At 57.4% G+C, this 20,018-nt stretch carries 22 protein-coding genes and 2 pseudogenes; 8 read left to right on the forward strand and 16 right to left on the reverse strand.

The window, feature by feature from the left end; genetic code table 11:
- The 7 genes from Q7U76_01490 to Q7U76_01520 form a co-directional block, all read right to left on the reverse strand.
- A partial coding sequence (locus tag Q7U76_01490; GenBank protein MDO8355049.1) for an HD domain-containing protein occupies positions 1–470 on the reverse strand: 470 nt, incomplete at its 3' end.
- Positions 471–477: 7 nt separating this feature from the next.
- A complete protein-coding gene (gene recJ, locus Q7U76_01495) occupies positions 478–2,175 on the reverse strand; it encodes a single-stranded-DNA-specific exonuclease RecJ (protein MDO8355050.1) in 1,698 nt (565 codons plus the stop codon).
- Between the two features lie 192 nt (positions 2,176–2,367).
- Positions 2,368–2,565, reverse strand: a complete 198-nt coding sequence (locus Q7U76_01500) for a ubiquitin-like protein Pup (GenBank protein ID MDO8355051.1) — start codon at positions 2,563–2,565, stop codon at positions 2,368–2,370.
- 350 nt (positions 2,566–2,915) lie between these two features.
- Positions 2,916–4,967 (reverse strand): sodium-translocating pyrophosphatase, encoded by a 2,052-nt coding sequence (locus Q7U76_01505; GenBank protein MDO8355052.1) that lies wholly within the window; start codon positions 4,965–4,967, stop codon positions 2,916–2,918.
- A 596-nt stretch (positions 4,968–5,563) separates the two neighbouring features.
- Positions 5,564–5,791 (reverse strand): hypothetical protein, encoded by a 228-nt coding sequence (locus Q7U76_01510; GenBank protein ID MDO8355053.1) that lies wholly within the window; start codon positions 5,789–5,791, stop codon positions 5,564–5,566.
- 201 nt (positions 5,792–5,992) lie between these two features.
- Positions 5,993–6,856 carry a fatty acid desaturase gene (locus tag Q7U76_01515; protein MDO8355054.1) on the reverse strand — a complete coding sequence of 288 codons (864 nt, stop codon included), beginning with the start codon at positions 6,854–6,856 and terminating at the stop codon, positions 5,993–5,995.
- Positions 6,857–6,925: 69 nt separating this feature from the next.
- Positions 6,926–7,240: an RNA-binding protein gene (locus Q7U76_01520; GenBank protein MDO8355055.1), complete on the reverse strand. Its 315-nt coding sequence runs from the start codon at positions 7,238–7,240 to the stop codon at positions 6,926–6,928.
- 469 nt (positions 7,241–7,709) lie between these two features.
- Here Q7U76_01520 and Q7U76_01525 point away from each other — a divergent pair, with 469 nt between their 5' ends.
- The gene (locus Q7U76_01525) at positions 7,710–8,213 is read left to right on the forward strand and encodes a hypothetical protein (protein ID MDO8355056.1); all 504 of its coding nucleotides are present in this window, start codon (positions 7,710–7,712) and stop codon (positions 8,211–8,213) included.
- A 69-nt stretch (positions 8,214–8,282) separates the two neighbouring features.
- Here Q7U76_01525 and Q7U76_01530 read toward each other — a convergent pair whose 3' ends face one another.
- On the reverse strand, positions 8,283–8,558 hold the full coding sequence (locus Q7U76_01530; protein ID MDO8355057.1) for a hypothetical protein: 276 nt from the start codon (positions 8,556–8,558) through the stop codon (positions 8,283–8,285).
- A 242-nt stretch (positions 8,559–8,800) separates the two neighbouring features.
- Here Q7U76_01530 and Q7U76_01535 point away from each other — a divergent pair, with 242 nt between their 5' ends.
- The 4 genes from Q7U76_01535 to Q7U76_01550 all read left to right on the forward strand — a co-directional run bounded on the left by Q7U76_01535 (position 8,801) and on the right by Q7U76_01550 (position 10,839).
- Entirely contained in the window at positions 8,801–9,487 is a 687-nt protein-coding gene (locus Q7U76_01535; GenBank protein ID MDO8355058.1) for a zinc metallopeptidase, read from the forward strand.
- A 182-nt stretch (positions 9,488–9,669) separates the two neighbouring features.
- Positions 9,670–10,008, forward strand: a complete 339-nt coding sequence (locus tag Q7U76_01540) for a type II toxin-antitoxin system RelE/ParE family toxin (GenBank protein MDO8355059.1) — start codon at positions 9,670–9,672, stop codon at positions 10,006–10,008.
- A complete protein-coding gene (locus Q7U76_01545; protein MDO8355060.1) occupies positions 10,005–10,361 on the forward strand; it encodes a helix-turn-helix transcriptional regulator in 357 nt (118 codons plus the stop codon). The genes Q7U76_01540 and Q7U76_01545 overlap by 4 nt, the downstream gene beginning before the upstream one ends.
- 208 nt (positions 10,362–10,569) lie before the next feature.
- A complete protein-coding gene (locus tag Q7U76_01550) occupies positions 10,570–10,839 on the forward strand; it encodes a helix-turn-helix transcriptional regulator (protein MDO8355061.1) in 270 nt (89 codons plus the stop codon).
- A gap of 195 nt (positions 10,840–11,034) precedes the next feature.
- Here Q7U76_01550 and hflX read toward each other — a convergent pair whose 3' ends face one another.
- The 5 genes from hflX to Q7U76_01575 all read right to left on the reverse strand — a co-directional run bounded on the left by hflX (position 11,035) and on the right by Q7U76_01575 (position 14,304).
- The gene (hflX, locus tag Q7U76_01555) at positions 11,035–12,423 is read right to left on the reverse strand and encodes a GTPase HflX (GenBank protein MDO8355062.1); all 1,389 of its coding nucleotides are present in this window, start codon (positions 12,421–12,423) and stop codon (positions 11,035–11,037) included.
- Positions 12,424–12,742: 319 nt separating this feature from the next.
- Positions 12,743–12,985: a type II toxin-antitoxin system HicA family toxin gene (locus Q7U76_01560; protein MDO8355063.1), complete on the reverse strand. Its 243-nt coding sequence runs from the start codon at positions 12,983–12,985 to the stop codon at positions 12,743–12,745.
- A complete protein-coding gene (locus Q7U76_01565; protein MDO8355064.1) occupies positions 12,982–13,188 on the reverse strand; it encodes a 2-oxoisovalerate dehydrogenase in 207 nt (68 codons plus the stop codon). Before Q7U76_01565 ends, Q7U76_01560 begins: the two co-directional genes overlap by 4 nt.
- Before the next feature lie 159 nt (positions 13,189–13,347).
- Positions 13,348–13,746: a YkvA family protein gene (locus tag Q7U76_01570; protein ID MDO8355065.1), complete on the reverse strand. Its 399-nt coding sequence runs from the start codon at positions 13,744–13,746 to the stop codon at positions 13,348–13,350.
- Positions 13,747–14,103: 357 nt separating this feature from the next.
- A complete protein-coding gene (locus tag Q7U76_01575; GenBank protein ID MDO8355066.1) occupies positions 14,104–14,304 on the reverse strand; it encodes a DUF2283 domain-containing protein in 201 nt (66 codons plus the stop codon).
- 670 nt (positions 14,305–14,974) lie between these two features.
- On the opposite strand from Q7U76_01575, the pseudogene Q7U76_01580 reads away from it, so the two are divergent.
- The 3 genes and pseudogenes from Q7U76_01580 (at position 14,975) to Q7U76_01590 (ending at position 15,716) form a co-directional block, all read left to right on the forward strand.
- Positions 14,975–15,070, forward strand: a pseudogene (locus Q7U76_01580) (zinc metallopeptidase).
- Between the two features lie 123 nt (positions 15,071–15,193).
- Positions 15,194–15,463: a BrnT family toxin gene (locus Q7U76_01585; protein MDO8355067.1), complete on the forward strand. Its 270-nt coding sequence runs from the start codon at positions 15,194–15,196 to the stop codon at positions 15,461–15,463.
- Positions 15,453–15,716 (forward strand): hypothetical protein, encoded by a 264-nt coding sequence (locus Q7U76_01590; GenBank protein ID MDO8355068.1) that lies wholly within the window; start codon positions 15,453–15,455, stop codon positions 15,714–15,716. The genes Q7U76_01585 and Q7U76_01590 overlap by 11 nt, the downstream gene beginning before the upstream one ends.
- A gap of 592 nt (positions 15,717–16,308) precedes the next feature.
- Here the strand turns inward: Q7U76_01590 and Q7U76_01595 are convergent.
- The 3 genes and pseudogenes from Q7U76_01595 to Q7U76_01605 all read right to left on the reverse strand — a co-directional run bounded on the left by Q7U76_01595 (position 16,309) and on the right by Q7U76_01605 (position 19,881).
- The gene (locus tag Q7U76_01595; GenBank protein ID MDO8355069.1) at positions 16,309–17,499 is read right to left on the reverse strand and encodes a GIY-YIG nuclease family protein; all 1,191 of its coding nucleotides are present in this window, start codon (positions 17,497–17,499) and stop codon (positions 16,309–16,311) included.
- Positions 17,492–19,555 (reverse strand): DEAD/DEAH box helicase, encoded by a 2,064-nt coding sequence (locus tag Q7U76_01600; GenBank protein ID MDO8355070.1) that lies wholly within the window; start codon positions 19,553–19,555, stop codon positions 17,492–17,494. The genes Q7U76_01595 and Q7U76_01600 overlap by 8 nt, the downstream gene beginning before the upstream one ends.
- Positions 19,552–19,881 (reverse strand): annotated as a pseudogene (locus Q7U76_01605) (lactate dehydrogenase). Before Q7U76_01605 ends, Q7U76_01600 begins: the two are co-directional and overlap by 4 nt.
- Positions 19,882–20,018 lie beyond the last annotated feature (137 nt).

Here is a 20,018-nt window from a genome sequence, read left to right on the forward strand (position 1 = left end):
GGGCTGAGATGTTCCAAGGTGCGCATGTTGTGGAGCCGGTCGGCGAGCTTGATCAGGACGACCCGGATGTCGTCCGCCATCGAGAGCAGCATTTTGCGGAAATTTTCCGCCTGCTTTTCTTCATAGCTCCGAAACGTGATCTTGCCGATCTTGGTCACCCCGTCGACCAGATGCACCACGTCCTTCCCGAACTCCCGTTCAAGCTCGTCGGCCGTGGCGACGGTATCTTCGAGGGTATCGTGCAGCAGTCCCGCGACGATGGCGACCACATCCGTTTTGAGGGAAGAGAGCACACCGGCGACGGCGATGGGATGTTGCAGGTAGGGTTCTCCGGACCGCCGGAGCTGCCCTTCATGCGCTTTGGCAGAAAAGTCGTAGGCCTTGCGGACTAGGCCGAGGTCGGCATCGGCAGAATAACTTCTGATCCGAGCCAGCAGCTGGTCGAGGTCTGTGACGGTTTCGTACACCATGGTTCACTCACTCCATCACACTCGGCCGAACATCGCGAATGCGGAGCTGAATCCGGTCACGGCCGTTCCAATGGTTCAGCTCAGGCGTGAAGGCCAGATCGACCGGAGTCCGAGACGGAATGCCCCGCTCCAGCAACGACTTCATCCCGAAGGCAATACTGTCGAACGGCAGTGAGGTGCCTTGCCGCACCGTCATTTTCAAATGTTTCTCACCGACCGTGCGCGCATCCAACACTTCAAGACGGGTCACGGCAAACGTGGGTTCTGGATTACCCGCCCCGAACGGATGCAGGGAGCCGATTTCCTGGAGCAACTGCAGATTCACATCGTTCAACCGCACCTCGGCATCGACGTTCAAGGTCGGAACCTTGGCGCCTTCATGGTTCCACCCGGCCACCACGCCTGAGAACTTCGCACGAAACTCATCGATCCTGGACTCCTGAATCGTCACCCCCGCAGCGCTGGGATGCCCGCCGAACGCCTCCAACATCTCCCGGCAGGAAGCCAATCCTTGATACAGATCGAACCCGCCGGTCGTCCGCGCCGAGCCCTTGGCAATGCCCTGCTCATTGATCGCCATCACAATCGCCGGGCGCTGAAACCGATCGACCAAACGCGCGGCGACAATGCCGACCACCCCGAGATGCCAATGGCGAGAGGCCACGATCAATGCAGGCGGCAGTTCTTGATCCTTCAGCGAGGCCAGCGCCTCCGCCATGATATCCACTTCGATGCGTTGCCGTTCCCGATTCAATTGCTCAAGCCGGTCTGCCAACTGCTGCGCCTCGGCCGGATTGTCGGTCGTCAACAACCGCACACCCAGCATGGCATCGTCCAATCGCCCTGCGGCATTGATGCGCGGCGCCAGCTTGAAGGCGATGGTTTCCGCCGTACATTCCCGCGTCACCCCCGCCACCTGTTTCAACGCCCGAACCCCGCAGCGCGCGCCACGCGACAACTGCACAAGCCCTTCGCGCACAAAATTTCGATTCTCATCGTGCAGCGGCACCACGTCGGCGACCGTCGCCAATGCCACGAGGTCGAGCAACGATTCCAACGGCACTCCAGCGACTCCGTAGCGCAGTTGGTAGGCCTGCGCCACCTTGTAGGCCAGCGCCGCGGAACAGAGACCGCGAAACGGATAGAGGGCCCCGACTCGATGAGGATTCAACACCGCCACAGCCGGCGGCATCTGCTCATCGCTCTGGTGATGGTCGGTCACCACCACATCCATACCGAGCTGCGCCGCCAACGCGATTTCTTTATGTGAAGTCGTGCCGCAATCGGACGTCACCAAGAGCGAGATGCCTTCGTCATGCAAGCGCTGCACGGCGCCGATGTTGAGTCCGTACCCTTCGCGGAGCCGATGCGGAACATAAGCGCGAACCTTGGCACCCAATCCGCCAAAGAACGACATGTAGACGCTGGTGGCCGTAATGCCATCGACATCGTAGTCGCCGTAGAAACAGATAGGCTCATGACTCGTGACGGCGCGATGGAGCCGCTCGACCGCCTGTTCCATATCGGGAATCAAAAACGGATCGTGCGGCGACTGCAACGACATCCATGAGGTGGCTTCATCCGGTGTCGTCACGCCGCGAGCGAGAAATAATGAGGCCGTGGCAGGAGAAATAGAGAGGGCCTGAACCAACGAAGCTTGCTGCAACAGATTGATATCACGGAAGACCCAGAGCTTGGACTTCATGAGGACCCCTTACACGATTCAGAGGCGAAAGAGAGGCTAACTATCTGAGAATTAAAGGGATACTAGCCTCTCAGCTCTCTGTTGTCAAACGCAGGAATGTGAGGCTTGCGGATGAGGGACGAAGAAACGCCTGAATCGAAATGCGATGCAGGGGAATAAAAAAAGAGGGAGCAGCCTGCCAGAATCCTGGCGCTACTCCCCCCCTTTTTGCACGTAGTTCTTGACGAACTCTTCCGCGTTCTTTTCGAGCACGTCGTCGATTTCATCGACCAGCTTGTCGATGTCTTCTTTCATCTTCTTACCGGCTTCGACGACCTTAGGATTGGCCTTAACGTCGTCTTTCCCCTGCGGCTCACGCCTGGGTTCCTGCTTGCGCTCCTGTTTCTCCATCCGAGCACCTCCCGTGTTTCTGGGAAACTCTCGTGGATCAGCACCAAGGTGATCCCTGCGATCACCTTACTCCAGGGTCATTTCAGCCGTCAAGCCGAGCGAAGAAACGTGAAGCGGCGTCGGTCTTGAGCTATCAGCCGTCAGCATTCAGTTCTCAGCTCCGTGCTGATGGCTGAATGCTGACGGCTTCTATATTCAGACTTCACGAACTACACGACACGCGCGCAGGATGCTCAAAAATTCCGTCCAGCAAGGCCGCAGGCGAATCGAAACCGGAGGCGTACCCTCAGGGGTACGTTGAGGATTTCGATGAGCCGAGAACGACGCTGGCGGACTTTTTCAGCATCCTGCTAGACGATCAAGGATACAATTAGAAGTGCAACGATATTAATGACCTTGATCATCGGATTGATCGCCGGTCCAGCCGTATCCTTGTAGGGATCGCCGACCGTATCGCCCGTCACTGCTGCCTTGTGTGTATCCGTCCCCTTCAGGCCCTGTTCTTCAATATACTTCTTGGCATTGTCCCAAGCACCGCCGCCGCTCGTCATCGAGATCGCGACGAAGAGACCGGTCACAATACTGCCGACGAGCATGCCACCCAAGGCCTGCGGCCCCAGGATCATGCCGACGAGAATCGGCGAGACGACCGGGATTAATCCCGGCACCATCATCTTCTTGATCGCCGCCTGCGTCACGATATCCACGCAGGTCCCATATTCCGGCTTGCCGGTGCCTTCCATAATCCCTTTGATCGTCCGGAACTGCCGCCGCACTTCTTCCACCACCAGACCGGCTGCCTCTCCCACGGCTTTCATGCAGAGGGCTCCAAAGATAAAGGGCAGCATCCCGCCCAGAAAAAGCCCGACCAGGACGGAAGGATTAGAGAGATCGAATGTACTCGCCCCACTCCCCTTTGCCACCTCACGCGCATATTCGGCAAACAGCACCACCGCCGCGAGGCCAGCCGATCCAATCGCATAACCCTTGGTCACGGCTTTGGTCGTGTTGCCGACCGCATCCAATGGATCGGTGATGTCGCGGACCTCTTTGCCGAGGTGGGCCATCTCCGCGATACCGCCCGCATTGTCCGTGATCGGACCGAACGCATCGATCGCCACCACGATACCGGCCATCGACAACATCGAGACCGCCGCAGTGGCCACGCCGTACAAACCACCCGAGGCCGCGCCGCCGCAAATCCAGTAGCTTGAAAGAATCGCGCCCCCGATCACCACCACCGGCAAGGCCGTCGACTCCATCCCCACCGCCAATCCGGCGATGATGTTGGTCGCATGGCCCGTTTCACTCGCCTTGGCAATGGCCTTCACCGGCGCATAACTCTTGGAGGTGTAGTAGTCGGTGATAAAGACGAGGGCGAGCGTCACGGCCAAGCCGATCAACGACGCGAGGTAGTAACTCATCCCGCTCACACCACCCACACCCGCCATGATCGTCGTCGTCACGGGATAGAACGCCACCGCCGCAATGCCGCCCGCCACAAACAAGCCCTTATAGAGCGCCGGCATGATCCCGCCGCCCGGACTGACCTTCACGAAGAAGATACCGATGATCGTCGCAAAAATCGTCACGCCGCCTAACGCCAGCGGATACAGAATCGGCGCGCTCACTCCCTTGAAGAGTGTATAGGCCAAGACCATCGCCGCCACCGTCGTCACAGCGTAGGTCTCGAAGAGGTCCGCCGCCATACCGGCACAGTCGCCGACATTGTCACCCACGTTGTCCGCGATAACCGCCGGATTGCGCGGGTCGTCTTCCGGAATCCCCGCTTCGACTTTCCCGACCAGGTCTGCGCCAACGTCCGCCGCCTTCGTATAGATACCGCCGCCCACCCGGGCAAATACCGAAATCAAACTTCCACCGAACCCGAGGCTCAGCAAGGCATGAATCGCCTTCTCCTGCCCTGAAATCTGCGAGGCCACCACATAGAAGAGCGTAATCGCCAGCAAGCCTAAGCCGATCAACAAGAGTCCCGTCACCGCGCCACCGCGGAACGCCACGGTTAGCGCCGCATTCATGCCCTGATGGGCCGCCTGTGCCGTCCGCACGTTCGCCCGCACCGCGATGACCATGCCCACATAGCCGGCCAGCGACGACGCGCCGGCGCCGATCAAAAATCCAATCGCGGTCAGCAGGCCGAATTTGTCTGAGATCGCTCCTGCGCCCCACAACATGGCAAAGAGCACGGCTGCGACCACGCCGACAGTCCGATATTGGCGATTCAAATAAGCGCTCGCGCCTTCCTGAATCGCCTTCGCGATTTCCTGCATCTTCGGATTGCCGGCGTCCAGCTTGAACACCCACATAGCCAAATAGAGGCCGTAGGCAATGCCCGTCACTGCCGCTACTAACGCAAAGGTAATGATGGATGAGTCGCTCACTGTGGTCTCCTCCTGTTAGGGGTGTTGGGGACACCCATTTCCTCTGGCTTCCATCCATCACGATCACGTGTTCGATGGGAAACCTCGAAGTATTACAGAATCGATCCGTACAGCTAACTACCTGAAAAGTTGGGCCATTCTATACAGGTGGGAGAGGGGGATCAAGGACGAAAAAAGGGGGAAGGGAGCAGACAACCGTCCTTCTTGCTCGCAGAACGCGCACAATCGGAATGTGCTCGTCCGATGCGCGCAGTGAAGGACAGTTTGCCTACTCCCTATAGAGAAGGTGAAGAATCAGAAGGCCCTCGTTGGACGCGCGCAGTGGAAGATCAATCAGCCCCCATCCCTGAAGAGAGAACAAGCGAGCGTGGAGGGAGGAGGAGGACGCCTCCATCGGCTCTTTGCTCCCGGAACGCGCGCCCTCAGAAGGGCCTCGTTCGACGGCCGCAGTAGAACCGACAGCAGGCATCCGCCTAAGGAAATGTGGAAAGGGAATCTGAGAAAGATGTCCGATGATCTTCTGGGTGAATTTCCGGTCCGACCAATCAGACAAACAAGCCAGACGAGAGAGACCCGAGAAACCCTCCAGCTGGGTCTCAGCCACCAATCTTAAGCCAAACATAGGGCATCAGATAAAAGGCCGCGAGGGACAGCAGCAGACCGAGCACCGCCCCGAGCAACCCGGTCACATAAAGCCCAGCAAAGGGAAAGAGGAGGACGACGAGAATCATCATGATCGCAAGGAACCGATGGCGCTCATAGAAGATCTGGCGTCGCTCACTGGTGAGCGACTCGGCGAAGGATAGATCGGAAGGTTGCGGCATAGAGGGAGTATAGAAGAAGCAGCGAGTGGAGAACAACGCGAGGGAATGGAAGGATGAAGAGGGCGCGGCCAGGTGCCCCTCTTGCTCGCAGAACGCGCACGATCGGAATGTGCTCATTTGATGCGCGCAGTTGCTCACAACGGAATTTCTGAGCGCAAGCGGGTGAGAACATGTTCCTCCTCCCCGCGTGAACGCCAGCCCTTACTTGTTGTCGCTGGAGGCCGTACGTAACGAGTGGGCCAGGCCGAGGAGCGAGAGCGTGAAGATCAGCCATTTCGACGGATCGAAGTTGTACCAGCGTGGGCCATTGCGGTAATCGCTTTGATAGCTATGGTGATAGTTATGGTAGCCTTCGCCAAATGTCACAAGCGAGACCAACCAGCTATCCCGGCTAGAATCAGCCTGACCATGCGGTTGGCGTCCCCAGAGATGACAGACCGAATTAATGCAAAACGTCGAATTGAGTACGGCAAAGGTTCGTCCGACGCCGGCAAGCAGGAAACACCCCAGCCCCCCGATCCAGCCGTTGTACAGAAAGCCCACCACGAACGGGAGCGCCAAACCTGAGAGGACGATGGGCAGGTAGTAGTGGTGCTGCCACATCACGAGGGGGTCTTGCCGCAAACGCGACGCGTATTTGTCATCCGCATGGGTATCCTTGATGAACAGCCATCCGCAGTGGCTGTACCAGAATCCCCGCTGGGCGTTGTATGGATCGGCCTCTTGATCGCAATTCGCATGGTGGCGGATATGGTCCGCGGCCCACTTCAGCGCCGAGTTTTCAAGCGCCCATCCCCCGGCGATGAGCAATCCTGCCTTCACCCAAGGAAGGCAATCGAAGCTGCGGTGCGCCAACAGGCGATGGTAGCCAACGGTAATGCCCAAACCGGTCACGACATACAGCACGGCGAACATGGTCCAGTCCAGCCAGGTGAATCCATACGAGTAAGCAAAGGCTGGAACTCCGATCAGCGCGCCACACGCGACGAGACCGAACAGAAACGTGGTCAGATAATTCGGGGTGGCCTCTGTACGCGGCGATGCTGGCTGCTGTGACTGTGGCATGGGTGTGATCCTCAGGGTGAAGGTGGGGCGCCTCGGATGAGACGCCCCGCTCGTTGCATCGCGGAGTGCTTAGAACCGGCTGCGACCGCCGAAATCGTTGCCGCCACGTCCGCCGCCACCACCACCGGTGCGGGGTTCTTGTGGCTTGGCTTCGTTCACAGTCAACGGGCGTCCGTCCATCTGTGTGCCGTTCAAGGCGGAAATCGCCGCCTGACCTTCTTGCTGCGTGGCCATTTCGACGAAGCCGAAGCCTCGCGACTGTCCGGTAAACTTGTCGGTGATCACACGCGCAGACTCGACAGTCCCGTGTGCGGCGAACAAGCTGGTTAACTGCGATTCAGTTGCCGCATAGGGCAACCCGCCAACATAAAGTTTGGAACCCATGGGGGTCCTCCTTCTGAAAATTGATATTGTGGGGAACTCGAGAACAGCTTCACGAGGGGAAGGAGAGGGCCGAAGACGCAAACAACAAGGCGACCTAGGTCAGACTTCCGATCAGATTCTCGGGAACAACAACATCCGAAATGGGCCGTGTGATGTGATGTTTCACGCGAGGCCCGCCGCTATGGAACGTGTACACTCTACCATGCATCCGCAGGAATAGCCATTGACAGTCATTGAGGCAGGTTGAGGAGCCTCCAGGCCGCCGCATGAATGATGAAGATGGAGAAGAGAAATGTGGCAGCTCAATGTGCGCAGCGGAAGAGCAATCAGCCCCCATCCCGCCCCCATTGCTTCCCTCATACGGTCGGTGTGCTCCGTCCTCAACTAGAAGATGAAGGCGGCTCGATCGGCGCTTGCGTGAGCTGGTCGAAATAGCTATCCTTCTGAAGTGAATCTGCAAGGTGAGCACATGTCAATGACGAACAAACTACTTGGAATTGTCCTCAGTCTCCTGCTCAGTGCCTGCGGCGCGTCACCCAAGACACCCACCACTGAAGAGCCGACCCTGCGCCAGGGCCATGGAGACGTTGAGAACAATGGCCTGCGACCTCCCGCAGGGACAACCGAGGGGCAAGCAGCCGCCATTCGACCAGGCGCGAGATGCACCACGCAGCTGAAACAGGGCTATGCACTCAGAGAACGCATTGATAAGGAGTACTGGCAGAGCAGACGGGCCGGAACCTTTCGAGATCAGAGAGATGCATTCATCGCGAGATGGGAAAAAGAAGCAGGAAAATGGGCAGCAGAGACAAAAACCGTTCTTCTGCAAATCGGCGGACCGACCGCGAGGGACCGCTTCCACAATGCACAAACACCGATCGGCATGGTCAGTGGCGATGTGCAGTGGAACAATATCAGAAATTATCTTCGGACCAGATTGGCCGCCCTCGATTCGATCTGCAAGATGCCCTAGCGTCCCCGACAGGAAAAGACTCCCGGGCCTGTTCCTTCTTCGAAGCCCCCCGCTCCCGCGTTGCGCGCCCTACCGAGGAAGGTCCTCACCCGACAAAAGACGTTGCGCCTGGGTGATCGCATCCAGGAGCGCATCCCGTTCTGCTTGGCTCTTCTTCGATGCAGGCACAGTCGCCACAAACCGTTTCGCGGCGGCCGTCAGAGTCTGCAGCGTCTCCGCCATGTCACCCTCCGTCGGGACCTGCGACGTCGACGCCGCACGGGCGAGCCTCCGCCGTGGTCCGACATACATTTGCGGCGCAACCGGATTATCCTTTATCAACTCGGGTCGTCGAAATACTCCCATGACTCCTCCTCACCAACCGACAAAGACAAATGATCTTCACACTCTACTCGATTCGCGGCGGAAATTGCATCGGGATGTCAGATGCGAGAGGGGCGATGAGACATGGCGAAGGGCCCGGTGTGTTCTTCCCATCTGTCCATTGTGGTAGCCTGTGAGGGAAAAGGATCGATCCCATCAACCTGTGCGCCACCGGCTTTGGCCGAGTGCCCTGCCCGACAAGAGCGGGAGGGAGATCTGGATAGATGATACGTCTCGTCTTGCTGTTGCTCCTGGTCGCGGTGGTTATCGTGGGTCCGCAGCTCTGGACCAGGCGAGTGTTTGCCCGGCATAGTGCGCCCCGCTCGGACTACCCAGGCACGGGCGGAGAGTTGGCCCGGCATCTGCTCAATCGGTTCAACATGCCGCACATCACAGTCGAACCGACCGAGCTGGGGGACCACTACGATCCTGTTACCAAAGCCGTCCGCCTGACACCCGATATTTTCAGCGGGAAATCGCTCACGGCCATTACCGTGGCCGCCCACGAGGTCGGGCATGCCATGCAAGACCACATGGGCTACCAACCGCTCGCAGAACGCACCAGGCTCGTGCGGATCGCGCAGGGAGCGGAAAAGATCGGCGTGGTCATCATGATGGGCATTCCGATCGCGGCGGCACTCGCGCGAACCCCGATCGCAGGTGTCGTCGTCATGGTGGCCGGATTGGCGACGATGGGGATCTCCACGCTGGTCCACCTCGTCACGCTCCCAGTCGAGTGGGACGCCAGCTTCAATCGTGCCCTGCCCGTGCTCCGGCAAGGCAGTTACCTGTCGCCTGAAGACGAACAAGGGGCTCGCCGCATCCTCACCGCAGCCGCGCTCACCTACGTGGCGGCCTCCCTAGCCAGTCTGCTGAACCTCTGGCGCTGGATCGCCCTCCTCCGGCGATAGTCTCGGCCCCTTCGCGCACACTCGAAAAGTCGCCGGGATTGTGTGCGGCGAGAAAAGAGTCCCGGCACCTGCTCGTTTTATATATGGCCCGAAGCGGTCCGCCGGCCTCAACTCAACGAGTCTCTTGCGTATATGCCACATCTAGCATAATATAGCCCTGGATGGCCACGTACAGGTGAGAAATGAAGCCGATTCATTTTGTCGGAACGTCACGGGAGGCAATTCGCGAACTTCCGGATAGCGCACAGGAAACGGCCGGCTTTCAGTTATTCAAAGTTCAGCAGGGCAAAGAAGCGGATGATTGGAAGCCGATGCCGACGGTCGGATCTGGAGTTCGGGAAATTCGGGTCAGGGATGAAAGCGGGGCCTATCGAGTCTTCTATGTGGCCAAGTTCGAAGAAGCCGTGTATGTGCTCCATGTGTTTGAGAAGCGCTCACAGAAGACCGCGAGAGCGGATCTAGAGCTCGGACAGACCCGATATGCCGATCTACTCAAGTGGAGAAGGGAGGAAGGCCTATGAAACGTGCCACGGTGACAAAAGGCAGTGGAAATATCTTTCGCGATCTAGGGTTTTCCGAAGAACGGTCCGCGGAGCTCATTCTCAAAAGCAGTTTATTGCAGGCGCTTCAGGACACGATCAGAGGACGAGGCTGGAAGCAGGCGGAAGCGGCAACCCACCTCCGCATTGACCAAGCCAAAATCTCGAAACTACTCGCCGGCCAGATGGCTGGCTTCTCGGTCGAACGCCTGGTTCATTTTCTGTCCTTGTTAGGCCAGGATGTAGAAGTCACCGTGCGGCAAGCGCCTCGCGGGCGACGCTATGGAACCGTCCGCTCCAGTCTACCCAAGAAGCTCGTCAAGCGTCTGGGATAGAAGCGTGGCGACCGCTCCGTCTGGGAAAGCCTCCCGGCCCTGCAGGCCTACGCCTGATCAAGGGGTTCCACCATGAAGGCCATCAAGGGGGATGGGAAGGGCATCGCTCGTCAAGGCCGAATACGCAGTATCGAGTGATCTACAAGGTTGAGGAACAGCGCATACTGGTACTGGTCATGGACGTAACCGCCCACGATGATCGGAGGCAATGATGAAAACCAAGGACGTTCGTCCGGCGAAAGCTCTAGTTGTCGTATCGGTGGGAAAATCCGTTCGGATCGTTCGAGAACTGCAAGGGCTCACGCAGAGCGAGTTGGCTCGCAGGACTAAGATTCCACAGTCCACGATCTCTGCCATTGAAAATGGCACCATCAATCTGGGTATTGAACGGGCCAAAACCCTGGCACATGCACTGCGGTGCCATCCAGCAGTCCTTGTCTTCCCCGGCTGGGAAGTGACCAAGCGGTCAGCAGCCTAACTCCTGAGCAGCCGTATGAGGCTTCATCCACCAGCCACTCATCGCTCTATCCTCGTACACGCAGTGAGAGAGAAACACGCCCTCCTATCCCGATAGGCACGACAAGTCCTTCGCAAACAGGACTCTGCTTCGCCACCAGCAGCGTGGTAGGGACGGACAGTCAGAGGAGAGTCGGTTGATGGCACAATCCGCGCCTCATCGCGCGAGCTTCTTTTTGATGACGGTCAGGTTCTCGGGGGTCGATCGCACCTGTATCGTGAGTCCCTCGGCATCATAGGCTTCGGACAAGATACGCATCCGGGCGCGGATCTCTGCCACGACCCCTTGAGCCGTAAACGGAATATGTAATTCCTCGTCGACCATATCGCTCTCAAAGAACCCCATAATGCGCTCACGGAGCGCGTGCAGATCGTCCTTGCTTCTCGTGGACAGAAAAAAGGCGTCCGGATATTCCGCCTTCAGTGTCGCGAGCTCGTCCGGTCCGAGACGATCTTGTTTATTCAACACCAAGAGGCTGGGAATGTCCGTGGCGCCAACTTCGGCTAACACCGTCCGCGTGACGTCGAGTTGGGATCGAAAAGAGGGATCTGAGGCATCGACGACAAATAGCACCAGCGAGGCACCGGCCGCTTCATCCAGCGTCGACTTGAACGATGCCACCAGGTCATGCGGAAGCTTCTTGATGAATCCCACCGTATCGCTCATGAGCACTTTGGGACGCGTGTCAGGATACAGCGGCCGGATCGTGGTATCGAGGGTGGCGAACAGCTTATCGGCCACGAGCACATCGATTCCCGTCATCGCACGCATCAGCGAGGATTTGCCGGCATTGGTGTACCCGACGAGCGCGACCGTCAATTCGTGTTCCCGTCTCGCGCGGCGCGTCTGATGCTCGTCCCCGATCGCCGCCAATTCTGCCCTGAGTTCTTTCATGCGATCGCGAATCCTGCGCTTATCGAGCTCAAGGCTCGTCTCTCCGGCCCCTTTGCCTCCGACCCCCCCGCCTTGCCGCTCGCTGCCGCCCCCGGTTTCACGCAACCGTGGCGCCAGATAATTGAGCCTCGCGATCTCTACCTGAAGCCGGGCCGCGCGTGTACGAGCATGTCGACTGAAAATCTCAATGATGACGCCGGTACGGTCGAGTACAGGAACTCCGGCGGCACTTTCAAGATTTTTCAATTGTGACGGCGACAGATCACAGTCCACGATGACGATCTGCGCCTCTTCCCGAGGGCCTGGTGAGGCCTCCAGGGTGTCATCCGATTCGTCGTCTTCTGACTCCTCCGTGACGTCCGAGGCCGCAGCCTCGCGCTTCGAAGCCGCTTTGTGCATCGGCCGTTCAAACGCAACCGCTACTTTCCCGGAACCACCGGTCCACAGCGCCAATTCGGCGAGTTTTCCCTGACCAAGGACCGCCGCATATTTTTCGGAACTCCGCTTTTGCGTCACATGGCCCACGACATGGTACCCGAGGGTTTTCACAAGGCGGGTGAGCTCTTGCAGAGAACTGTCCAGCTCCTCCACGGTCACACGAGGGGTGCGGATCGCCACAAGAACGGCATTCGATTGTGAGGGCGTCGACATCGATGGATTGTCCTTGGCTACATGTTGGTGAGGAATGTTCATTTTAACAGGGACGTTCGTGGTAAGGCGAGCGCGCATCGCAGGATCTCTACAACACTACCAGCCATCATCACCGTGCCATGATCCAGAAAAGACACGTCAGGCAGAGGCCGTTGCAGGCGATGTGTGAACAGGCGCGATTGGCGGGAAGCCATCCGATTTGGGATTCGCCATCGGCGGCGCGGTGGGGACATGAAATCAGCTCTTAGTGAGACATGAGGTGGCGGGCCGGATGGAATTCTTGGATCACATTGGCAGCGTCTCTGCTCTGTCCGCTTATCTAACCAAACAGCTGTTCAAGTAGCTGTTCACGGGTGATATCGAAATGTGCGGCCACATCGGCAAGAATGGCCGAGAGGGTCCCGATGCGAAGCGGAGTATGTTGGGGGATCGTGAGATGATGCTCGCCATGCTCATAGGTAGTCAGTCGAAGGTGACTACCGGCTTGACGGGTAATCGAGTAACCGAGCTTGCGAAGGGCCTGAGCGAGATCACTTCCGGACAGATCGCGGGGAAGCCTCATACGGCGATAACTTCCTCGCGGACGTGGTGCAGGCGGACGACCTTCGGTGCTTGCCCCTCCTCAAAGTGACAGCGAACCGCTTCACGGACTTTCCCCGGCAATTCAGCCAGCGTGTCCGCTTCTGTGAAGATCGACTCCCCGAGTGCGCGCGCAATGTACCCGCCCTCAGGAGCCTCTTCCACGACAAAAATCAATTCACTCATGGCCATCTCTCATCAAGTGGTGTTATTCGCACATGGTAGTCCCGCGCACCTTCAATGTCCAGCCTGCAACGGCTTAGCGTAGGAGCGCTACGAGTCTCATATTGCCCTTACTCAGGGCACAACGCACAGCACGGTCGACTTCAAGTCATGGCGGCCCGGTCAAGTCCCCTCTTCCCACATCTTAAAGTCCTTCAGTTCTTCGGCAATGCTTTTCAGGATCCAGGCAATCACCGCCGCATCATCCACATAGCCGACGACAGGAATGAAGTCCGGAATCACATCCAGCGGGCTGATGAGATACAGAATCGCCGCGACGATGGTCACGAGCTTATGGACCGAGAGGCCTGTATAGGCACCGCTCACTGACGCTTTCAGGAGCCGCACCAATAATTGAAGGTCTCTCAACAGCCTTCCACCGCGACCTTGTGCGATCGAAACCGCCGCGGCCAACAGATACCGAAGCCGCTCTTTGTCTCTGAGATACTCCGCTGCCGCCTGAGTGAACCCTCTAAACATCTTCAACGCCTTCAGGAGCATCGCTGGAGTCATGATCTTCATTCCGTCCTCCCTGAAGTGTGAGCACAGCCCCAGTCCGCAATCAGGCTTGAGAATAACAGGCAGTCCGCAAAGGATCAATTTGGACAGATGGCAAAACACAGGAACGAACCATCGGCGGAGTGGTGGGAAGTGGGCCGGATAAGTAGCCTGGCCCCTTTTCTTGTCCCACATGAACCAGAAGAACCAGATAGACGGGAGAGACCCGTCGCGGCATGGTGGGGGGAGAAACTCAGCTGCAGGCGAGGCGTACACAGGCGCGACCGACAGGTAGTTTTCCGATTACCTAACCTATTTTTTTATTCTACCTCTCGACAGAAACGAAGAAAAGACGGCGCAGTCGACGAAAGCAGGAGGGCTCTATCCAGTGGTTTGGAACTCGACCTTCCGAGCCTCCGTCACTCGCTTAGAGGCATCCAGAATTTCAATGGAGACAAGATTGCCCGCCACATCATAATCCAGAATCACGCCGGGCTTATCTTCGTCGCTTTCCGCAACAGGCGTATTGTCCTTCAGGATCATACTCAGCGTATCGCTCGTTTTGTCGTACGACACCTTCATGGGTTCCTCCAATATTTTTCGATCTTGCTGGTCCGATATGCGGGCACCACCCGTGCCGGGCACCGATCGACATCCACGAAGACACGAAGCAGGAACACCGTTCCAGGCGGTCCTGAAGAAACCTTCGATTGAAGGACCACGCAGCCAGGTCGAACGTCAATGCGTTGCCCTGGTGAAAGAAGTATCGCACGGACAGTCTCCTCGCTCAAGCCTCGCCGCATTAGTTCAAACCGGGCATGGTCACTGAACACATAATCTGTAATGGGCAGTGCACTCACGAGCAGTACTCCAAAAATCTACAGGCCACCACGGAAACGAGCCTGAGCAACAACATCGGCCCTCACCCCGGCAGTGATACATCGGGACAATACGTTTGGGAAGCGACAGTTTTTCCTGAAAGTGCGTTGAGAGAGGCGCCCCTATCGCCCTTCGATGGACAAGCCGCGGCCGTAGGGAGTGGCGGCAGGATGGGGGCGGTCGGTTGGTCTGTCTGGTCTGTTTGGTTCAACTGGTCTGTCTGGTTTGTTTGGTCTATAGAGCCTGCGAGACGGGCGGGACGAGCAGGAATGGCGAGATGGGGGAAGAGCCTGTCTGGTTGGTTTCGCTACGTGAACTAGAGAAACTAGATCAACCACATGAACCAGAAGAACCAGACAAACGAGATAGACCAGAAGGCATCCTCACCGCAGCCGCACTCATCTACGTGGCGGCCCCCCTTGCGAGTCTGCTCAACCTGTGGCGCTGGATCGCCCTCCTACGGCGATAGGCTCAGTCCCTTCACGCACCCTCGCAAAGTCGCCGGGATTGTGTGCGACGAGAAACGACTCCCGAGCCCTTTGCCTTGTCTGTCTTCATAGACAGTTCAAAGTCAGTTCTTTACAATACACACATGCAGTTCGAATGGGATCGTGACAAGGCACGGCGCAACCTACTGAAACACCGAGCCTCATTCGACGAAGCCGTGACCGTGTTCTATGATCCACTCGCGGCCACGATTGATGATCCGGATCATTCCACCGGTGAACGAAGATATCTCACAATCGGATACTCCGCCCGTGGACGGCTACTGATCGTCGCCCATACAGATCGAGGAACTGCTGTACGAATCATCAGTGCCCGCCGAGCGACAGCGGGAGAGAGGAAACGCCATGAAACGTAAAGGACCACCACAGTCAGACAACATGCGGGCAGAGTATACCTTCGACTACACAAACGCGGTTCGAGGGAAATACTACCGTCGACTGATCAAGGAAGGGGCAAACGTCGCCGTACTTGAGCCCGATGTTGCCAGTGCCTTTCGTGACTCCGCATCGGTCAATGCGGCGTTGCGCTCACTCCTCGAAATGTCCGAGGCGACTCGACGCCTGACGACACACACAAAGCGAGGGCCGAAGAAACGCGTAGCAGCATAACCCCTTCAACGCCGCCGTCACTCCCTCCCAAACCGACCTCACGGTCGAGGCCAATCTTCGAGACCTAGCCAAAGACCTAACCGTTCCCCGCTGATTGCACGACACCGACAGACATGCACGTCACCGCTCAAGACTTCAAGGACGGCGAGGCAAGCCAAGCAAAATGGGATGGTCTGTCTGGTCGGGCTGGTTTGTTTGGTCTATAGAGACTGCGGGACGGGCGGGAATGGCGAGACGAGCGGGAAAGTCTGTCTGGTTTGATTCGCTCCTTGAACGAAACGAACCACATGAACCAGAGAAACTAGATCAACCAGAAGAACCAGACAGACCAGACAAACCAGATAGACCAGAAAGCGGCCTCCCTTGCCAGTCTGCTCAACCTATGGTCCTGGATCGCCCTCCTCCGGCGATAGGCTCGGCCCCTTCACTCACCCTCGCACATCATCGAACCTGGCCCCAAGCGGCGTCGAGGTCGGCGGTGATGGCGTGCGGCGAGAAAAGATTAACAACCATTTTTCTTTCTTCCGGCTCCAATAAGTCAATAGTCATGTCTGACCCCCAATCTCCCATATTCACAACCAGACACGACGTGCTAGCTAGCCACCCGCTTCAGCGATGCTGTGCCGGGATCGTATTGGTAGCCTGTAATCGTTCCGTCCTTGATTCGGCTAACAGCCTCGTCGATTACGAATAGCGGCACGAGGAACCATTCGCGAGGCACAACCGGATTCCCGAAACGATCCTTGATCTCGACATCAAGTCTTACTGGATCAAATATTCGCTGGATAAGGTTTTCAAGCTTGGTGCGATTGATGTTGGAAAGTTTGTAGGTCGCAACGATCTCCACGTCCGCCATGAGGAACGTGGGATCAAGCGTTGCGTTGTCGATCCGACGTTCAACGCTGCCACCGGTCACACCGATCTTGTGCAGAATGTCCCGGTTGGACGCGACCACTGGATTGTCGGACTTACTCCGTAGAACATAGATTGTGCCGCTGGTCTGGTCGCCTTCCTCGATTTCGCTGGAGAAAAGCGGGAGCGACTCCAAATCGGTGATACGCCGACCAGCACCGTCTCGATGAAGGGCGCGCTGGAGGGAACGCAGGAGAACATCGCTTTCCGTCCCGTTGTCATAGATAACGCGGAGCCGGCTGTCGCGCCGGTCATATTCGGTTACAAATTCATTGCCAACTTCTGCGACATAGGAAATCTGGCCGCCGACGATGAAGAACTGGCCCTTTTTGATTTCGGCCATCGTTTGAAACGGGCGTGTTTGCCGGATGCCGGTATCGAGATCCTTTTTGACCTGAAGAAACATCGGTTTGAATTCTTCAAAGTCCTCGCATTTCTTGCGCATGGCGATTTCTTCGGCCGCTTTCTTCTCGGCGGTCGAACGCACATGCCGAAGCGCTGTGACGCCCTCCATAGAACCGTCAACACCAAGGGCCTCCAGAAGCGCGTGGTCGTCCAAGTCGTCAGCCGCCGGAATGGGAGCCCCTTTCCCACCTTCTAGCAACCCTTGGCGATCCATAGGCGCAAGGAGAGTTCGGCGCTCCGTCAGGCCCCGCAGGCGATCCAAGCGCACGGCGTATAGACGCTCGAATATGTCACGATCTTCCCCGTGCTGGGGCGTGCGCCCGTGTTCGTCAGCGAATCGCTGGATTTCCTCAAAACCGGCAATGATGCGCTCCTCGCGTGGCGTACGGCCACCCGTATCTTTCGCCTCAATCTCGACACCAAGCTCCTCAAGAAGTGCATCGTCTTCATCGGTGAATTTAGCCACGCGCCGCCTCCGCTTTCATCCGTGCAAGGTACGCCACGCCTTCGGCCATGCGCTTTTCCCACGCATCTGTTGACGTGATGGACGGCAAACGCCCCCGTTCCTGTTTGAATCTCAAGGCACGTTTAGCAAGCTCCCGCGCCTCCTCGATGGTAAGACTGACACGCTTTGCCGAGATGGCTGCCTGAACCTGTTTCAGACTGGCCTCGCTCATGGTCTTGGCGAGGATGGCATAGGCTTCCCCGAAGGGATTGATCCGGTCGATCAGGTCGATGTCGAGCTCGCGTACATCCATTGCGTACTTCCGAACGCCGTCGATCAAAGCGGTATTGCTGCTCTGCTGCCCGTCGCCGCCCGCTCCGCCAAGCACAATCTGTTTGGCTTGCTGTGTCAGATTCAGCGCCGCGATGGCGTGCTGGCGCACCGCCTCCTGATCTTCCTCGTTCAATTCTGGATATTTGTCCTTGACGATCTTGCCCATGCGGACCTGGGTCAGTTCTTCCGGCACAAGTTCCTCATCAAACAAGCCGCGTTCAATAGCCGTTTTGTCCTGAACGAAGGCTGCAATCACCTCATTCAAGTCCTCACGGCATATACGGGCCGCTTCCTGGCTTTTTGGTTCAGACAGTCCCTTAATCTCGATCTGGAATTGCCCGGTCTCGCCATTGAAACCCACGTTGCATTTGTTGGGGTCAAAACCGCCTTCGCCGTAATCGAAGCCCGGCGTCGGCCCACTATTCGGATTCTTCGGTTTGAACTCAAAGCGCGGCGCAAGCACCTGCTCCATGAGAAGGCTGGCCGCAATCGCCTTGAGCGTATCGTTGACGGCCTCAGTGACGGCCTCCGCCGACGCATCAGGTTCGGCGATCAGATTGGTAAAGCGCGTGCGGGTCTTTCCCGGCGCGTCGCGCGTGGCGCGACCGATGATCTGCACGATCTCGGTCAGGCTGGACCGGTATCCAATGGTTAATGCGTGTTCGCACCAAATCCAGTCGAAGCCTTCCTTCGCCATGCCCAAGGCAATGATGATGTCCACATAATCCCGGTTGTTCTTTTGCGCGGAGTCCTTCAAGGCGGCGGATACGCGCTCGCGCTTGGCCGCATCATCATCAACAAGGTCGGCGATCTTGAGAACACGGCCCGTCGCCGTCTTAACGATCTGAAAGCCGGTTTCCAGGTCAGCACCCTGCCATTCGCCCAACTCTTCGATGATGTGCTCCACTTCCTTAATCTTGTCCTTCGTGCTTTCTCGCGAATTGACGTTTGGGATGTGGATGATCGTCTTCTCTTCATGGTTCAGCACCTTCAGAATGTCGTCGATATAGGACCCCGAATAGAAGAAATAGCCGATGTCGAGCTGCTTCAGGTACTCGTAGCCGTTCAGTTGCTCATAATAGGTGTAGGTGACGGTATCGAACTTGTCCTCGTCGAGCGGGGCAAGGACGGCTTCCGCGTCACCCCGGAAATACGAACCTGTCATCGCGACAATATGCGTCCTGTTGCGGGCAATGAACTGGCCGATGTGGCGACCAAGTTTGTTTTCGTCGTCCGTCGAGACATGGTGAAATTCATCAACCGCAATCAGCCGGTCGTCGAACTTCTCGACCCCAAACCTATCGACCGCAAACCGAAATGTCGCATGTGTGCAAACCAGCACTTTGTCGTCACTCTCCAGGAATGCGCCGACGGCGTTCACCTTGCCGCCGTTATCCCCGCCTGGCGCATCACAGAGGTTCCACCTAGGCTGTACGATCCAGTCCGCCCAGAATCCATACTTCGTCAACGGCTCATCGTGGAAACTTGCACCGATGGACCGTTCCGGCACAATGATGATCGCCTGCTTGAGCCCCTGGTTCTGGAGCTTGTCGAGCGCGATGAACATCAGCGCGCGGCTTTTACCAGACGCCGGCGGCGACTTGATGAGAAGATATTGCTCCCCGCGCCGCTCATAGGCCCGTTCCTGCATCGGCCGCATCCCGAGGGCATTGGACTTGGTCGCATTGCCGTTTCTGGCATACGAAACGGAAATCGATGGAACCGACTTTATTGGACCTGTCATGCGATCGCCCCCGTCCCTTTCTTCTTACTCGTTCCTTGCCCTGCGGTCATCTTTGTATACAGTTCAAATAGCTTTTCAAGCCGCTCTGTATCATTGCGGAAACGGCGACCAATGTAGATACGTTCCAGTACTTCATCGTTATGCTCGTGCGCCTCCCGAAGATTGGCGGGCATGTTGTCGGGATCGTAGAGTTCTGCAATTGTTGCTGGGAAATGGGCTTCCCTCGCCAGCAGGATGTCCTCGGCGCAGCGAGTCAGGTCGGTCTTGTTCTTCTCGGTGAGTGTCGGCACGGGAAATGTGTTCCAGCCCAATGTATTTGAATACGCGGATTCAAGTAGCCAGTGCATAACGTCAACGACGGCGTGATGGAGTAACCTCTTGGCACACCAAGGGGTTACTGATGCGCACATATCGTCGGATCACCTACGAAGACCGGTGCCAGATTTACGCCTTGCGGACGGCA

Source organism: Nitrospirota bacterium (genome assembly GCA_030645475.1).
Classification (GTDB): domain Bacteria; phylum Nitrospirota; class Nitrospiria; order Nitrospirales; family Nitrospiraceae; genus Palsa-1315.

What these genes read in the sequence shown, in the direction of transcription:
- Q7U76_01600 (MDO8355070.1), bottom strand. Translation starts at nt 19,555, where the DNA reads ATGACAGGTCCAATAAAGTCGGTTCCATCGATTTCCGTTTCGTATGCC.
- hflX (MDO8355062.1), bottom strand. Translation starts at nt 12,423, where the DNA reads ATGTCGACGCCCTCACAATCGAATGCCGTTCTTGTGGCGATCCGCACC.
- Q7U76_01545 (MDO8355060.1), top strand. Translation starts at nt 10,005, where the DNA reads ATGAAACGTGCCACGGTGACAAAAGGCAGTGGAAATATCTTTCGCGAT.
- Q7U76_01530 (MDO8355057.1), bottom strand. Translation starts at nt 8,558, where the DNA reads ATGGGAGTATTTCGACGACCCGAGTTGATAAAGGATAATCCGGTTGCG.
- Q7U76_01585 (MDO8355067.1), top strand. Translation starts at nt 15,194, where the DNA reads ATGCAGTTCGAATGGGATCGTGACAAGGCACGGCGCAACCTACTGAAA.
- Q7U76_01520 (MDO8355055.1), bottom strand. Translation starts at nt 7,240, where the DNA reads ATGGGTTCCAAACTTTATGTTGGCGGGTTGCCCTATGCGGCAACTGAA.
- Q7U76_01510 (MDO8355053.1), bottom strand. Translation starts at nt 5,791, where the DNA reads ATGCCGCAACCTTCCGATCTATCCTTCGCCGAGTCGCTCACCAGTGAG.
- Q7U76_01565 (MDO8355064.1), bottom strand. Translation starts at nt 13,188, where the DNA reads ATGAGTGAATTGATTTTTGTCGTGGAAGAGGCTCCTGAGGGCGGGTAC.
- Q7U76_01570 (MDO8355065.1), bottom strand. Translation starts at nt 13,746, where the DNA reads ATGAAGATCATGACTCCAGCGATGCTCCTGAAGGCGTTGAAGATGTTT.
- Q7U76_01500 (MDO8355051.1), bottom strand. Translation starts at nt 2,565, where the DNA reads ATGGAGAAACAGGAGCGCAAGCAGGAACCCAGGCGTGAGCCGCAGGGG.
- Q7U76_01575 (MDO8355066.1), bottom strand. Translation starts at nt 14,304, where the DNA reads ATGAAGGTGTCGTACGACAAAACGAGCGATACGCTGAGTATGATCCTG.
- recJ (MDO8355050.1), bottom strand. Translation starts at nt 2,175, where the DNA reads ATGAAGTCCAAGCTCTGGGTCTTCCGTGATATCAATCTGTTGCAGCAA.
- Q7U76_01590 (MDO8355068.1), top strand. Translation starts at nt 15,453, where the DNA reads ATGAAACGTAAAGGACCACCACAGTCAGACAACATGCGGGCAGAGTAT.
- Q7U76_01515 (MDO8355054.1), bottom strand. Translation starts at nt 6,856, where the DNA reads ATGCCACAGTCACAGCAGCCAGCATCGCCGCGTACAGAGGCCACCCCG.
- Q7U76_01550 (MDO8355061.1), top strand. Translation starts at nt 10,570, where the DNA reads ATGATGAAAACCAAGGACGTTCGTCCGGCGAAAGCTCTAGTTGTCGTA.
- Q7U76_01535 (MDO8355058.1), top strand. Translation starts at nt 8,801, where the DNA reads ATGATACGTCTCGTCTTGCTGTTGCTCCTGGTCGCGGTGGTTATCGTG.
- Q7U76_01525 (MDO8355056.1), top strand. Translation starts at nt 7,710, where the DNA reads ATGTCAATGACGAACAAACTACTTGGAATTGTCCTCAGTCTCCTGCTC.
- Q7U76_01560 (MDO8355063.1), bottom strand. Translation starts at nt 12,985, where the DNA reads ATGAGGCTTCCCCGCGATCTGTCCGGAAGTGATCTCGCTCAGGCCCTT.
- Q7U76_01540 (MDO8355059.1), top strand. Translation starts at nt 9,670, where the DNA reads ATGAAGCCGATTCATTTTGTCGGAACGTCACGGGAGGCAATTCGCGAA.